The sequence below is a fragment of the Nonomuraea helvata genome (genome assembly GCF_039535785.1).
In the GTDB taxonomy this organism is placed as follows: Bacteria; Actinomycetota; Actinomycetes; order Streptosporangiales; family Streptosporangiaceae; genus Nonomuraea; species Nonomuraea helvata.
This window is the reverse complement of the sequence record NZ_BAAAXV010000002.1, coordinates 92,755-106,631: the sequence shown is the minus strand read 5'-3', so window position 1 is coordinate 106,631 and position 13,877 is coordinate 92,755. Positions and strand designations below refer to the sequence as shown.

Here is a 13,877-nt window from a genome sequence, read left to right as displayed (position 1 = left end):
GAACCTGTGATCGGTGTACGTGAGGCGCGGCGGTCGAGCATTTCAGGGCGCGGGCACGACGCCCTCAGTCGCCGGCTGCCGTTTTCTCGCGATACTCCTGCCAGCGTTGGAGGAACTGCTCTCCGTCGTACTCGACGAAGGCGAAGAACTCCTTGGTGTCCCGCAGCCGCGCCCGCTGCTCGGGCCGATCGTCGCCGACGATCGACAGCCCGAACTCCAACGCCTCCACCGCCGGTCGGAGAAGGGCGAACTGGACCCGCATGACGTGTTCCCAGCCGCCGTGGACCACCTGGTAATGGTGCTCGCGGCCCGACGTGGGGACGCGCTCGACCATTCCGGCCATCTCCAGTTGCCTGGCGACGGTGCTGACCGCGGTCTTGCTCACGCCGAGCCGCGCCGCCAGATCGGTCAGGGACTGGTGCGGCGGCTCGCAGATGATCAGCCAGGCGTACAGGCGGCCCATCGTCCGTGTCCCGCCGAGTCGCTCCATGACCAGCCCCATCCGGTCGACGAACTCGCGTTCCCGGGGATCCATCTATGCCAACTCCGAGAGGATCGTAAAGTACGTACTTGACGAAGCGTACGTCCGGTGTCTGGCGCGGGCAACGACTGGGACTTCATGTGGCGTGGATCACCTGCGGCCCAGGATCGGGGCGATTGGTGATCTCGGATTCGATGGGGCGGTCATCGGCGCCGTAGACCGGGGAGGAAGACGGTGCAGTGGTCGCTGAGGCTCCGGTCGGTGGTGTTCTCGTCGGCGATGGCCTCGCTCACGGGTAGCCCCGCCCACCGGCACGGCTACCTCCGCCGCGCCTTGGCACATCACGAGCAGATCGCGTGATCCTGGGGATCGGCGCGCCAGCCGCCTCGGCAATCGCGTCGCCGCGCTCTGACCGCAGCAAGCCCAGGACGTCCCGGCCGTCTCTCCGGGAGGAGTGGCGAGCGGTCGGTCACCTGGACGATGACACCAGTCCCGCCTCGTAGGCGATGATGACGAGCTGGACCCGGTCACGCGCGTCGAGCTTGGCCAGCAGCCGGGTCACATACGCCTTGACGGTGGCGACGCTGATGGACAGGTCGACGGCGATCTCGTTGTTGGACAGGCCGCGGGCGATCAGGGTCAGGACCTCGCGTTCGCGCTCGGTGATGCCTTCCAGCTCGCGCGGCGCCGGAGCGGAGCCGGGGCGGTCGGCGAACGCCTCGATGAGCCGCCGGGTGACGGCCGGTGCGATCAGGGCGTCGCCGGCGGCCACGACCCGGATCGCGGCGAGGATGTCGTCGAGCGCCATGTCCTTGACGAGGAACCCGGACGCGCCGGCGCGCAGCGCGCCATAGACATTGTCGTCCTCGTCGAACGTCGTCAGGACGACGACCTGGGCCGGGCCGGATCCCCGGGTGATGAGCCGGGTGGCGTCGATGCCGTCCATTCCGGGCATGCGGATGTCCATCACCACCACGTCGGGGCGGAGCTCGCCGGCCAGCTGGACGGCCTCCAGCCCCGTCGCGGCCTCCCCGACGACCTCGAGGTCGGGGGCATCGGAGATGACCATCTGCAGGGCGGTGCGAATGAGCGGCTGGTCGTCGGCCAGGAGGACGCGGATGGTCATCGAACCGCGGCCGTCAGGGGCAGGCGGGCCGCCACCCGGAAGCCGCCTCCGGGCCGCGGGCCGGCGGAGAAGGTGCCGTGCAGCAGGCTGACGCGCTCGCGCATCCCGACCAGGCCGTAGCCGCCGCCTGACGCACGACGCGGGCCGTGCCCGTCATCGAGGACCTCGAGGGCCAGCTCGCCGTCGCCGTACTCCACGGACACCCGGCACGAGCCCGTGCCGGCGTGGCGCACGACGTTGGTGATCGCCTCCTGGACGATGCGGTAGGCGGAGATGTCGATCTCCGGCGGCAGCCGGTACGGCTCGCCCCGCCGATGCACCTCGACGCGGACGCCGGCGTCCGTGGTCGCTGCGGCCAGCCGGTCCAGGTCGGCCAGGCCGGGCGACGGATGCAGCTCGGCCAAGCCGCGTGACGGATGCAGCTGGGCCAGGCCCGGCGGCGGATGCGACTCGGTCAGGCTGCGTGATGGGTGGGGCTCGGTCAGGTCGGGTGATGGGTGGGGCTCGGTCAGGCCGCGTGACGGATGCGACTCGGCCACGTCGTGGGGCCGGTCCTCCTGGGTGTGGCGCAGCGCCCCCACCATCCGGCGCAGCCCGGACAGCGTCTCCCGGCCGACCGTCTCGATCTCGCCGAGCGCCTGGCTCGCCCTGGCCGGCTGGGTGTCGATGACGCGGCGTGCCGCGCCGGCCTGCAGGGCGATGACGCTGATGCTGTGCGCGACCGTGTCGTGCAGCTCCCGGGAGATGCGCAGCCGTTCGTCGGTGGCGGCCTGCACGGTGGCCTTGGCGATCAGCGTCTCGGCGTGCTCGCGCGCCTGGCGCACCGAGTGGCCGATCAGCCAGGCGATGACCACCGTCATGGCCACGGCCAGCTCCGCCGAGAGGCCGACCGGCCAGCCGGCCAGCATCCGCGTGGCCAGGTAGGCGGCCAGGACGATCAGCGCGCCGGCGAGGGCGGCGACCCCCGTCCGGCGCGCGGCGCCGGCCGCGATGAAGCACATCGCGACGTCGACCGCCAGGTATTGGGCCAGCGGAATCGCTCCCACGGCCAGCGGAAGGCAGGCCAGGACGGAGCCGGTCATCAGCAGCCACAGCGCCGTCAGCGGCCGGCGCCGCAGCAGCGCGCAGCCGTACAGCGCGACCGCGGTGGCCACCGCCAGGTTCGTCAGCCCGTCCCAGCGGAAGAACTGGGCCGCGGGCCACACGCCGGGCTCGCTCTCCCCTGGGAGCCTGACCCGCACCAGGAACGTGAACACCAGGCCGCCAAACCACGCCACGACCGTCCAGGCGCCCGGTGGCACCCGTTTGAGCAGCGGCAATGGCGGCGTCACGTGCATGCCCAGGATCGTATCGGCGTCCCCCTCGCCTCCGCATCGGACCACGGTCGTACAACCGTGGTATCCCGGCACCTGCGCGAATGCAGACGCCGGTTCGATGTGGTGCGGGTACCGCCTGCGGCACCGTCGATCGGGTGATCGATGTCAAAGCGCCCCGTCTGCGCCGTACCCTGCTCGCCGCATTCGTCTCCGCCTCGGTGGCGGCGCCGGTGACCGGCGCGGCGCGCCCCGCCGCGGTCCCCGCGCCCGTTCCCGCCCCGCTCGCCCCGCTGCGGGCCGCGACCCCCGAGACCTTGGCCGTACGGTACGCGGCGACCCGGGACGCCGTTCGTGCGGCCGAACGGATGGCCGCGGACCACGGTGACCTGCGGCGGGCCGCGCTGCTGCGCGCCATGGCCGATCCCGGACGCCGGTTTCTCTCCTTCGACGGCCGCGACGGCGGCCGTGCCGTCGAGGTCTTCGGCGACCTCGCGGCGGCCGAGCGGATCGTGGTGCTGGTCCCCGGCAGCGACACCACCCTCGACAAGTACGGGCTCCTGCGCGGCGGCGCGCTGAGGCTGTCGCAGCAGCTCGGCGAGCGGTCCGCGGTCGTCGGCTGGCTCGGCTACCGCACGCCCAGCCTGGTCAGCCTGTCGTCGCTGACCGCCGGCCGCGCCGAGGAGGGCGCTCCGGCGTTGCGCGCGTTCGTACGGGAGCTGGGCGCGGCCAGGCCCGCCGCCCGCGTCTCCCTGCTGTGCCATTCCTACGGCACCGTGGTCTGCGGCCGGGCCGCGCCCGCGCTGGACGTCGAGCGGCTGATCCTGATCGGCAGCCCCGGCGTCACCGTCGAGCACGTCGCCGGCCTGCGTACGCGGGCGGAAGTCTGGGCCGGCCGCGCCGGCGGCGACTGGGTCGCCCGTGTGCCGCACGTCCGGCTCGGCGCCCTCGGGTTCGGCGCCGACCCGGTCTCGCCGGGCTTCGGCGCCCGCGTCTTCGCGGCAGGCGACGGCGGTCACAGCGACTACCTGAAAGCCGGCTCCCTGCCGCTGCGGAACATCGCCGCAATCGTCTCCGGACACGCCCCCGTCTCCGGACATGCCCCCGTCTCCGGACATGCCCCCGTCTCCGGACATGCCCCCGTCTCCGGACATGCCCCCGTCTCCGGACATGCCCCCGTCTCCGGACACGCCCCCGTCGAGGCCCGCCGTGCAGCATGACCTCCTCCGGCGCATCGAGGTGGCGACCCCCTCCGGCCGCGACCGCGGCGTCGACGCGCTGCGCGCCCTGGCCATCGGCGGCGTGGTGCTCGGCCACTGGCTGGTGAGCGCCCTGGTCGCCGACAGCGGCACCCTGTACGTGGCCAGCCCGCTGCGGCACATGCCCTATCTGGCGCCCGCCTCGTGGCTCTTCCAGACCATGGCGCTGTTCTTCCTCGTGGGCGGGCAGATGGCCGCCACGAGCCACACCCGCGCCCGTGCCCGCGGCCTGTCCTACGCGCGGTGGCTCGGCGGCCGCACGGCCCGCCTGTTCCGGCCGGTCGGCGCCGTGCTGGCGGTCTGGGCGGCGGCGGCCGCCGCGATGCTCGCCTTCGGGGCCGACCTGCAGACGGTGAACGCGCTGGCCAAGCTGGTGTGGTCGCCGCTGTGGTTCCTGCTGGTCTTCGCCGCGCTGACGGCGGCGACCCCGCTGGTCACCGGCCTCCACCCGGCGTGGCCGCTCGCCGTGGTCGCCCTCGTCGACCTCGTCGACCTCGTCAGGTTCGGGGTGGGCGGGCCGGGCTGGATCGGCTGGGTCAACGTCGCCGCCGGCTGGCTGGTGCCGTACTGCCTGGGCGCGGCCTGGAGCCGCGGCCGCCTGCGTGACCGGGCGACCGGATGGACGCTGCTGATCGGCGGCGCCACGGCCAGTGCCGCGCTCGTCCTGTGGGCCGGTTACCCGGCATCCATGGTGGGCGTGCCCGGCGCCCCCATCTCCAACCAGTCCCCGCCCACCCTCGCGGCCGTCGCCTTCGGCCTGGCCCAATGCGGGGCGGCGCTGCTGCTGCTCGGCCCGCTGCGCCGCGTGCTGGCCCGCCCCGCCGCGTGGGCGGCCGTGGCGATGGCCAACCTGTCGGCCATGCCGATCTACCTGTGGCACCAGACCGCCATGATCGCGGTCACCGCACTCGGCCTGCTCGCCGACCGGCCACTGCCCGGCCTGCACACCGTGCCCGACAGCCCTGCCTGGGTGCTCGCCCGGCTGGCCTGGCTGCCGGCGTTCGCGCTGGCCCTGCTGGCCTGCTGCACCGCCCTCACGCGCCCTCCCAGGAGCGGGCTCGATCGGGGCCATTGACGCAACCATTCGGCCCCCGGCCACGGTGTGGGAGGCGACGTCGCCTCGGGGTGGGAGTGCCCATAGCGGCTGGATTTCTTCACCGGGCCAGCAGGCGCAACCGCCGTGCTGAGCATCCGTACGCCGAGGGTGGAGCCGGGTTCGAGGCCGGTCACCTTGCGGACGCGCTGCAGCCGGTAGTCCAGGGTGCGCGGGCGGAACCGGTCTGCTCGGACACCGTCGGGCCGGGGACGCGCAGCACCGACACCACGTAGCGGGGCGCCACCAACGGCCGCAGCTGCTCGGCGAGTTGCGGCGGCACCGGCGCGCCCGCGAGCAGCACGCGCGCGAGCAGCTCATTACAGGTCGCCAGCGTCCGTAACCGGCCAACGCCGGCGGTGTAGCCGTGCTGATCGCGGGCTGGTAGTTCGACATCGGCTGGGTTTTCCTGGGCCGATCGGCGACTGCTGAAAGTAATCAGATGGTAATGTTCGGTCATAGCCGGGTGCCTGACTGGTGGCGACTCGTTCAAGATCAATTCACGGGGCGTGCACGTCTGACGCCCGCATGATCAGCGCGCCGGTGGTCCCGTGACGGGCGCCACCGGCGCTCGAGGTGCCGCGTTGCCGGGCGTCAGCGGCGGTAGCCGTACGTCTCGTGGCGTTTGGTGAAGCCGAGGCTCTCATAAAGCTTGCGGGCCGCGAGGTTCTCCGCGTTGTGGTTGACCGTGACGGTGGTCAGCGAGCTCATGCGGTGCATGGCGTGCAGCATCACCGCGCGAGCCAGGCCCCTGCGCCGGAAGCCGGGGTGAGTGCCCACGGGCTCGAAGTGGCCCAGGCCGTTACGGGTGTCGACCCAGTAGACGGCGAAGGCCGCGATGCGGCCGTCGGGAGCCTCGGCGACGACCTCGCGGGCCGGGTCGTATCCGGGCTTGCGCATGACCTCGTCGCGGTACTCCGCACCGGTCCAGCCCGCCTGGAAGGCGCCGTTGTGGGCCTCGGCCAGCCCGTCGGCGTCGGACAGGCGGGCCCCGCGGACGGTGAAGCCCTCGGGAGGCTCCGGCTCCGGCGGGACGTCGGCGAGCGGCCTCTCCCGTATGTCGTCCCAGACGCGGAAGCGGGTGAAGCCGAGACGCTCGAGAAGCTCGATGCGTACGTGGTCGCAGTCGAAGACGTCGGTGAGCACCTCGTCGACGCCGTGGCCGGTGGTCACGCAGGCGTCCTCGATCATCGCGATCTCCGCCTCGGAGCCGCGCAGCCCGGGAGCGGCGAAGACGTCGAAGGCGTTGCCGAAACGGGTGTTGACGGTCAGCCCGGCCAGCTCGCCGGCGTGCTCCCACACGTGCACGACCTCGCCGACAGGGCGGCGGCCGCGCAGGTTCTCGTAGATCCGGTGCGGCAGCTCGCCGATGTGGTCGTAGCCGCACCGGCCCGCGCGGGCGATCCATCCGGCCACGCACTCCTGAAGCCAGGGCAGGTCGGCGTCGGTATAGGCGCGCTTGCTCAACACCGCGCCATTGTCGTGGACATGGTGATGCGACCGCCAGCGATTATCAGGCACCGACGAACGGGTGCGGTCAGCGGCGCAGGGCCGCGGCGAGGTCGTCGAGGTAGCGGGAGACCGGTCCCAGGGTGAGCAGCCCGCTGCCCGCCCCGGCCAGTTCCGCCGCCGCGGGCGCGAGCGCCGCATGGGCCCGTTCCATCGCCTCCCGGTCGCCGACCGCGACGGCGGCCCGCGCGACCAGACACCACATGGCCTCCAGCAGCAGATCCCGGGGAGGCTCGGGGAGGCGGCGCAGCTTCGCCGCGGCCTCATCGCGGCGGCCCTGGGCGAGCAGCAGCACGGGACGTGCCCACGGCTCGTACGGGCCGAAGTCGGCGCCCTCGTCCGCCATCACCCGGAGAGAGCCGGTGCTGCTGCTCCCGTCCGGCACAGCGCGAAGTGAGTGGGCGTCCTCGTCGGCAAGTCCTTTCCGCGGAGGCGGCTGCGACGGGGAAGGCGCGTGGCCGCGCAGGCGCAGGCAGAGCAGGGCGAGCGGCAACAGTCCGTGCTCCAGCCCCGGCATGCCGGCGCCGTCGAGCCGGGCTGCGGCGGCGCGGTAGGCGGACTCGACCTCCTCGACCGGGGCCTGCCCGGTCGCGTCGAGCCGGAGCGCTCGGAACCACTGGGTGAAGACGCCCACCAGCGGCAGCTCGTACCGCTCGGCCAGGCGGTCCGCGGTGCGGGCGTGGGCGTCGGCTCCGGGGAAGTCCGCGAGGGCGCAGCGGGCCTGGAGCCGGATGAGGTGCCCGAGGACCTCGTAGGTGGCCAAGCCGTACCGCGCCGACAGGGCGATCAGTTCGGCGCCGATCGCGTCCCGCCGCGTGGCCAGCCCCGCCCGGTGGAACGTCTGCATGAACACGGCGTTGAGCGTGAACGCCAGCAGCCTCGGCTCATCCAGGCGGCGCGCCAGCCGTTCCGCCTCCTGAGCGGCCTGCGGGCCACGCGGCGAGCGGGCGCCCCGAGACTCCAGGCCGATGGTGGCCAGCAGGCGAGCCCGGGCCGCATCACGTGCCCCCTGCGAGAGGACGGCGCCGTTCGCGGGGAGGGCGGCACGGCTGGTCGGGATTGCGGTGGGCGTTGGGGGAGAAGCCGCTTGCGGCGGGCGGCCGGACGCGGCGTCGTGCGGGTCCGGCGGGAGGGCGCTCAGGGCGCGTTCGGCTGCTGCGATCACCTGTGCAGCCTGGTCCGGGTCGTCGAGGCGGGTCCAGATCGCCGGAACGTCGTAGGCGCCGATGACGCGGGCCGTCAGTTCCACGTCGCCCAGTTCCTCCGCCGCCGCGATGGCCGCCACCCGATGCTCGCGAGCCGCCAGCAGGCCGCCGCCCCCTGTCACCGCCAGCCCACGCATCAGCGCCACCGTCGATTCCAGCCGGGCCCGCGCGCCCGGCGGCGCGCTGCGGTCGTAGGCTACGGCGGCCCGCGCCCACACCGCCTCGGCCACGCCCGTCTCGGCCGCACCGGCTTCCGCCATAACGGGTTCCGCCGCTCCGGTCTCGGCCGCGCCCGATCTGGGCATATCCCGCTGCGCAGCTCCGGTCTCGGCCACGCCCGAGTCCGGTGCACCCGAGTCCGGTGCACCCGAGTCCGGCGCATCCGCCGGGCTCGGGCTGAGGTGGTGGGCGTGGTGGAGGATGTCGTTCTCCAGGCGGCGCAGTGCCGGCCCCGGGTCGACCCCCAGATGCTCGGCCAGGAGCGTACGCGCCCGGCGCAGCACCGCGAGCGCGTCGCCCTGGCGGCCGGTACGGTACAGCGCCAGAGCCAGCAGTCGCCAGCCCTCCTCCCGCCACGGGTGATCGGCCACGTGCGCGTCCAGATCCGGCACCGCCGCCCCGGCAAGCCCCAGGGCCAGCCGGGCCTCGGCCAGGCGTTCGACGGCGTGCAGCCGCAGCTCCGTCAGCCGGGAGCGCTCCACAAGGGCCCAGGGTTCGTCGGCGAAATCGGCGTAGGCGGGCCCGCGCCACCACCCCAGCGCCTCCTCCAGCCGCTCGAGAACCTCCTCAGGCGGCCCCGGGGCGGCAACCGCCCGTTCGAAGCGCCAGGCGTCCACCGTGCGCGGCTCGGCGCGCAACGCGTACCCGGGCCCCTCGGTGACCAGCAACCGGGCGGGCGCGCGGGGCGGACGTGCCGGCTCCAGCGCCCGGCGCAGCGCCGCCACGAACGTGCGCAGCGCGCCCACCGCGTCGGGAGGGGGATCCTCCCACAGGTCGGCCACCAGGTGGGCGACCGGGACCACGCGTCCCCGGGCGACGATCAGCCGCGCCAGCACCGCACGGTGCCGCGGCCCCTTCAAGCCGATCGCACCCCCGGTGCCGTCCCAGGCCGCGACCGGCCCCAGCACCCCGAACTCCACCCGCACGTCACGGTCACCCCCAGGTCACGGTAGCGCGCTCATCGGATGCTCATTCGCGCCCGGCACCCTGAGGACCGACCCCAGCGGAACCGACCCCGACACAAGAGAGCGCCATCGTGATCATCGAAGGTTTCACCTACCACCGCGTCCCCGTCGGCGACGGCGTCTCGCTCAGCGCGGCCGTCGCCGGCGAGGGCAGCCCGATCGTGCTGCTGCACGGCTTCCCGCAGACCCACCTCATGTGGCGGCACGTCGCCCCCGAGCTGGCGGCCGGCCACACCGTCATCTGCCCCGACCTGCGTGGGTACGGGGCCAGCGACAAACCCGCCGAGACCGGCCCCGCCACCTACGCCAAGCGCACCATGGCCGCCGACGTCATCGCCCTGGCCCGCGCGCTGGGCCACGAGCGATTCGCGCTGGCCGGGCACGACCGCGGCGCCCTGGTCGCCTTCCGCGCCGCGCTCGACCACCCCGCGGCGGTCACCCAGCTGGCCTGCCTGGACGTGCTGCCGACCCTGGACATGTGGGCGGCGATGCACGGCGTCACCGCGGCCGTCGGCTTCCACCTCTACCTGATGGCCCAGCCGCCCGGCCTGCCCGAACGTCTCATCGCGGCGGACCCGGACGCCTTCTTCGGGCACTTCCTCGACGCCTGGACCGGCGACCCGCAGGCGATCCCCGCCGATGTCCGCGCCGCGTACCTGGAGGCCTGCCGCCACGCGATCCCCTCGATCGTGGCCGACTACCGCGCCTCGGCCGGCATCGACGTCGAGCACGACCAGGCCGACCGGGACGCCGGACGTCGCCTGCGGATGCCGGTGACGGTGCTCCAGCAGGACTGGGGCGCCGCACTCGGCTACGACGCGGCCGCGCTCTGGCGGGCCTGGGCCACCGACCTCCGGCATGTCACCGTCGGCTTCGGGCACTTCATGGCCGAGGAAGCCCCCGCCGACATCGTCAAGGCCCTGCGGGACCTGCTCGAGCGCTGAAAGCACCCCACATGCCGACTGCCCCGGCGACAGGCAGGAACGTCTTGTCGCCGGGGCAGAGGTCAGGCCACGATCGGCTGATCTTCAGGTACGTCGCCGGTCAAGGTCTGTCACCTGTTACAGGTCCTTATGTAATAGATCGGGTCCCAATACACGACGTCGAATTTTCCGCCTTTGAAGCTGCCGATCGTCTGACGTGCCGAGTTGAGGAAGTCGACCCTCAATGATCCGCCATTCTTGGCGTGGAAGTAGCCCCAGAAGTTGTACAGATGCCAGGTGGTGCAGCCCCCTAGCCACATCACCTCGAAGCGATTGGTGGATGCCTGGACCGTGATGACACAGACGTTATCCCCGCAATGGTCGCGAACAGCTGCTTGCGCTGCCGCGGCGCCTGCGTCGGTGCGGGGGAAGAAGTCGTTGCCGAAGGTGGTCCCCAAGCTCTCAGGGGTTACCGCCGGGTTGGCGACGAGACGGGCCGATGCCGCCGCTGCCGGATAGGTCCCGATCGAAAGAAGGGAGAAGAGAGTGGCGAGGGCCACCGCCCACGCTGACACCCTCCTCGGCGATCGACTCGCTTTTACCGCTGCACGCACTGAACGCACCTCTCTCCTTTTCGAAGTTGTGAACGTGCATTGCCGCTCGCGGTGAATATCGGCTCTTCGTAAGTGTCGGGCGTCAGCCGCGTGCCGGTCGAGGGCAACAGCCGGACATTTACCGGGCATTCCACCCGCGTCAGTGAGCAGGCCTAGCGGGCAGGCGGCCGCGACGCCAGCCCGCGTCCGAGCGCCCGCTCGAGGGCGATGCGGGTCAGCCACCCGAGGGCGGCGGTGAAGAGCGGCGGCCACACGATCGGCCCCATGGAGTAGCCGACCGCCACCACGAGCGGGATCCACACGCGGTGCACGGCGTGATGGAGCGGCCCGGGCGGGCGGACCCCGGCCAGGCGCGCCAGGTCGGGCAGCGCGAAGAACGCCAGCGCGGCGACCGTGGTCGGCAGACCGTACTTGACGCTCTCGAAAGCCCCGAACGCGGCCAGGAACAGTGCCAGCGCTCCCCAGCCGGCCCTCCGCAGCCGATCCCCGGCTTTCGGCACGGGCCGCGGCGCGTCGTCACGCGTGCGTTCAGTTGTCACACGCAGAGCATAGGGCCGGGCGCATGCCCGGAAACCGGCTGGTCGCGGTGTACGTCGGATAGGCATGACCATGCTGGAAATACGCCCGGGAACGGCGGACGACCGCGAGTGGATCTACCGGCTGCGGCACGAGGTCTACGCGCGTGAGCTGGGCCAGCACGTCCCCAACCAGGCCGAACGCCTGACCGACGAGCTCGACGGCGGCAACGTCTACCTCATCGCCGCCAGTGACGGCGAACCCGTCGGGTTCGTCAGCGTGACGCCGCCCTGGGCGGGCCGCTACTCCATCGACAAGTACCTCACCCGCGACGGTCATCCGCTGCTCGGCCAGGACGGGCTGTTCGAGATCCGTATCCTGACCGTGGCGCCGCGCTGGCGGGGGAGCGCGGCGGCGGCGCTGCTCATGCACGCGGCGCTGCGCTGGGTGGCCGAGCACGGCGGCAGGACCGTCGTGGCGCTGGGGCGGTCGGAGATCCTCGGCATGTACGTGGCGGCCGGGCTGAGCGGCATCGGGACGCGGGTGCGGTCGGGCGCCGTCACCTTCGAAGTGCTGTCCGGGCAGGTGCACGAGCTGGCCTCCCGCGCGCTGCGGCTGTACGGGCCGTTGTTGCGCGCGCTCGAGCCGAGGGTGCGCTGGAGCCTGGACATGCCGTTCCTGCCTGGCGGCGTGCCCGGCGGCGTGCCCGGCGGCGTGGACGGCGGCGTGGGCGGTGGCGCGGGCGGCTGCCGGCATGGGGGCGCGTCGATCGGCGTGCTGGGCCGACGGTTCGACACGGTGAAGGCGCGCGGGGACGTGGTCCCCGCCGATGTGCTCGACGCCTGGTTCCCGCCCGCGCCCGCCGTGGTGGAGGCGCTGGCCGACGACCAGGGGTGGCTGGCGCGTACCTCTCCTCCGGCCTACCCCGAGGGGCTGGTGGAGGAGATCGCCGAACGGCGCGGCCTGCCCGAGCCGGCGGTCGCGACCGGGGCGGGCTCGTCGGACCTGATCTTCCGCGCGTTCCGCGGCTGGCTGGACGGCTCGTCGCGGGTGCTGCTGCTGGACCCGGCCTACGGTGAGTACGCGCACGTCGCCGAGCGGGTGATCGGCTGCCGCGCCGACCGGTTCGCGCTGCGGCGGGCCGACGGCTGGCGGATCGACCTCGACCGGCTCCGCGACGCCCTGCGCGAACGCTACGACCTGGTGGTCATCGTCAACCCCAACAACCCCACAGGGGTGCACACCGACGCGGGCGACCTGCGGCGGGTGATCGAGGACGCGCCGGACGGCACGCGCTTCTGGCTCGACGAGGCGTACGTCGGCTACGTGGAGGGTGAGCCCTCGCTGGAGACGTACGCCGCCGCGTCCGAGAACGTCGTGGTGTGCAAGTCGATGTCGAAGATGTACGCCCTGTCCGGGTTGCGGGTGGCCTATCTGGCCGGCCCGGCGGAGATCGTCGCCGGGGTGCGGCGCTGGGCCCCGCCGTGGGGCGTGAGCCTGCCGGCCCAGATCGCCGCCGTCCACGCGCTGCGCGACCCCGGCTACTACGGCGCACGCTGGATTCAGACGCGTACGTTACGTGCCGACCTCGCGCAACAGCTGGCCGCGATCGACGGCGGCCTGGGCGTCCACGAGTCGGTGGCCAACTTCGTCCTGCTGACGCTGGCCCGGGGCGGTCCTGGCGCGGCCCGGCTGGTGGCGGCGTGCCGGCGGCGCGGGGTGTTCCTGCGCGACCTGTCGCCGCTGTCGCCCGCCTTCGAGGGCAGGACCGTTCGCGTCTCGGTACGCGACGCGGACGCCAACGAACGCGTCGCCGCAACGGTGGCCGCCGTCATGGACGCCGGATGATCACGCCCGCCACAGCGGTCCCGTACGTGGCGGGAGCGCTTGCCGTCGGCGGGATCGCCGTCGCCCTGTCGCGCAGGCGCGAATACATCCTGCGCTGGTGCGCCTGGGCGGTGGCCGTGCCCGTGGTGGTCGCCGCCCTGTACGCCGGTCGAGGCGGGGCCGCCGCGCTGGCCGTGGCGGCGGGGATCGTGTGCGCTCTGGAGTACGGCGGGCTGCTGAAGCTGGCCGTCGCCGACCGCGTGGCGCTCGTGGCGGCGGTGGCCGCCACGCCACTGGTGGCATGGCTGGCGCCGGCGTACCTGGTGCAGGCGGTGATCGCCGGGGTGCTGGCGGTGGTCCTCGTCCCGCTGCTGTCCGGGGACGCGGCGGGCGGGCTCAGGCGGGCGTCGCTGGGCGTGTTCGGAGTGGTGTGGTTCCTGCCGCTGGTGGGAGTGGTGCTGCTCGGCGATGCCGTGCTGGCGGTGTTCGTCGCGGTGTCGGTGGGCGACATCGCGGCCTCGTTCGGCGGGCGGCTGCTGGGCGGGCCCGCGCTGTCGCCGTTGTCGCCTGCCAAGCGGTGGAGCGGGGCGGCGGCCGGGGCCGCCGCCGGGCTGGGGGTGCTTGCGGCGCTGGGCGCGCTCACGGTCCCGCTGGCGCTGGCCGTCGTCGTGGGCGCGCCGCTGGGCGATCTGCTGGAGTCGATGGTCAAGCGGGGAGCGGGGGCCAAGGATTCGGCGTCGTGGCTGGCAGGGGCGGGCGGGCTGCTGGACCGGCTGGACTCCCTGCTGTTCACGCTCGGCCTGGCGCTGCTGTTCGCGTGATGCGGA

The 13,877-nt window shown here is 73.2% G+C and carries 14 protein-coding genes; 6 read left to right on the top strand and 8 right to left on the bottom strand.

The window, feature by feature from the left end:
* Nucleotides 1-64: 64 nt before the first annotated feature.
* The gene (locus tag ABD830_RS16370; RefSeq protein WP_344987908.1) at nt 65-535 is read right to left on the bottom strand and encodes a GbsR/MarR family transcriptional regulator; all 471 of its coding nucleotides are present in this window, start codon (nt 533-535) and stop codon (nt 65-67) included.
* 180 nt (nt 536-715) lie between these two features.
* On the opposite strand from ABD830_RS16370, the gene ABD830_RS16365 reads away from it, so the two are divergent.
* Nucleotides 716-841: a hypothetical protein gene (locus ABD830_RS16365; protein WP_344987906.1), complete on the top strand. Its 126-nt coding sequence runs from the start codon at nt 716-718 to the stop codon at nt 839-841.
* Between the two features lie 109 nt (nt 842-950).
* Here ABD830_RS16365 and ABD830_RS16360 read toward each other — a convergent pair whose 3' ends face one another.
* On the bottom strand, nt 951-1,607 hold the full coding sequence (locus ABD830_RS16360; RefSeq protein ID WP_344987904.1) for a response regulator: 657 nt from the start codon (nt 1,605-1,607) through the stop codon (nt 951-953).
* Nucleotides 1,604-2,944: a histidine kinase gene (locus tag ABD830_RS16355; protein ID WP_344987902.1), complete on the bottom strand. Its 1,341-nt coding sequence runs from the start codon at nt 2,942-2,944 to the stop codon at nt 1,604-1,606. The genes ABD830_RS16360 and ABD830_RS16355 overlap by 4 nt, the downstream gene beginning before the upstream one ends.
* 134 nt (nt 2,945-3,078) lie before the next feature.
* On the opposite strand from ABD830_RS16355, the gene ABD830_RS16350 reads away from it, so the two are divergent.
* Nucleotides 3,079-4,140, top strand: a complete 1,062-nt coding sequence (locus tag ABD830_RS16350) for an alpha/beta hydrolase (RefSeq protein WP_344987900.1) — start codon at nt 3,079-3,081, stop codon at nt 4,138-4,140.
* Nucleotides 4,130-5,254: an acyltransferase family protein gene (locus ABD830_RS16345; protein WP_344987898.1), complete on the top strand. Its 1,125-nt coding sequence runs from the start codon at nt 4,130-4,132 to the stop codon at nt 5,252-5,254. Before ABD830_RS16350 ends, ABD830_RS16345 begins: the two co-directional genes overlap by 11 nt.
* A 151-nt stretch (nt 5,255-5,405) precedes the next feature.
* On the opposite strand, the gene ABD830_RS16340 is transcribed toward ABD830_RS16345, so the two are convergent.
* The 3 genes from ABD830_RS16340 to ABD830_RS16330 form a co-directional block, all read right to left on the bottom strand.
* Complete coding sequence (locus ABD830_RS16340) at nt 5,406-5,732, bottom strand: hypothetical protein (protein ID WP_344987896.1); 327 nt, start codon at nt 5,730-5,732, stop codon at nt 5,406-5,408.
* A 134-nt stretch (nt 5,733-5,866) separates the two neighbouring features.
* Nucleotides 5,867-6,742 (bottom strand): GNAT family N-acetyltransferase, encoded by an 876-nt coding sequence (locus ABD830_RS16335; protein ID WP_344987894.1) that lies wholly within the window; start codon nt 6,740-6,742, stop codon nt 5,867-5,869.
* Between the two features lie 67 nt (nt 6,743-6,809).
* Complete coding sequence (locus ABD830_RS16330; RefSeq protein ID WP_344987892.1) at nt 6,810-9,131, bottom strand: AfsR/SARP family transcriptional regulator; 2,322 nt, start codon at nt 9,129-9,131, stop codon at nt 6,810-6,812.
* A gap of 110 nt (nt 9,132-9,241) precedes the next feature.
* Between ABD830_RS16330 and ABD830_RS16325 the strand changes: the two genes are divergently transcribed.
* On the top strand, nt 9,242-10,114 hold the full coding sequence (locus ABD830_RS16325; protein WP_344987890.1) for an alpha/beta fold hydrolase: 873 nt from the start codon (nt 9,242-9,244) through the stop codon (nt 10,112-10,114).
* 110 nt (nt 10,115-10,224) lie between these two features.
* Here ABD830_RS16325 and ABD830_RS16320 read toward each other — a convergent pair whose 3' ends face one another.
* Together ABD830_RS16320 and ABD830_RS16315 are read right to left on the bottom strand one after the other, a co-directional pair.
* A complete protein-coding gene (locus ABD830_RS16320) occupies nt 10,225-10,653 on the bottom strand; it encodes a hypothetical protein (protein ID WP_344987888.1) in 429 nt (142 codons plus the stop codon).
* 206 nt (nt 10,654-10,859) lie between these two features.
* The gene (locus ABD830_RS16315) at nt 10,860-11,246 is read right to left on the bottom strand and encodes a hypothetical protein (protein ID WP_344987886.1); all 387 of its coding nucleotides are present in this window, start codon (nt 11,244-11,246) and stop codon (nt 10,860-10,862) included.
* A 70-nt stretch (nt 11,247-11,316) separates the two neighbouring features.
* Between ABD830_RS16315 and ABD830_RS16310 the strand changes: the two genes are divergently transcribed.
* Both ABD830_RS16310 and ABD830_RS16305 read left to right on the top strand, forming a co-directional pair.
* A complete protein-coding gene (locus ABD830_RS16310; RefSeq protein WP_344987884.1) occupies nt 11,317-13,071 on the top strand; it encodes a histidinol-phosphate aminotransferase family protein in 1,755 nt (584 codons plus the stop codon).
* A complete protein-coding gene (locus ABD830_RS16305; RefSeq protein WP_344987882.1) occupies nt 13,068-13,871 on the top strand; it encodes a phosphatidate cytidylyltransferase in 804 nt (267 codons plus the stop codon). Before ABD830_RS16310 ends, ABD830_RS16305 begins: the two co-directional genes overlap by 4 nt.
* The last annotated feature ends 6 nt before the right edge of the window (nt 13,872-13,877 follow it).

Coding starts and splice junctions, on each gene's coding strand:
- ABD830_RS16370 (WP_344987908.1), bottom strand. CDS start 535: ATGGATCCCCGGGAACGCGAGTTCGTCGACCGGATGGGGCTGGTCATG.
- ABD830_RS16360 (WP_344987904.1), bottom strand. CDS start 1,607: ATGACCATCCGCGTCCTCCTGGCCGACGACCAGCCGCTCATTCGCACC.
- ABD830_RS16355 (WP_344987902.1), bottom strand. CDS start 2,944: ATGCACGTGACGCCGCCATTGCCGCTGCTCAAACGGGTGCCACCGGGC.
- ABD830_RS16340 (WP_344987896.1), bottom strand. CDS start 5,732: ATGACCGAACATTACCATCTGATTACTTTCAGCAGTCGCCGATCGGCC.
- ABD830_RS16310 (WP_344987884.1), top strand. CDS start 11,317: ATGCTGGAAATACGCCCGGGAACGGCGGACGACCGCGAGTGGATCTAC.
- ABD830_RS16305 (WP_344987882.1), top strand. CDS start 13,068: ATGATCACGCCCGCCACAGCGGTCCCGTACGTGGCGGGAGCGCTTGCC.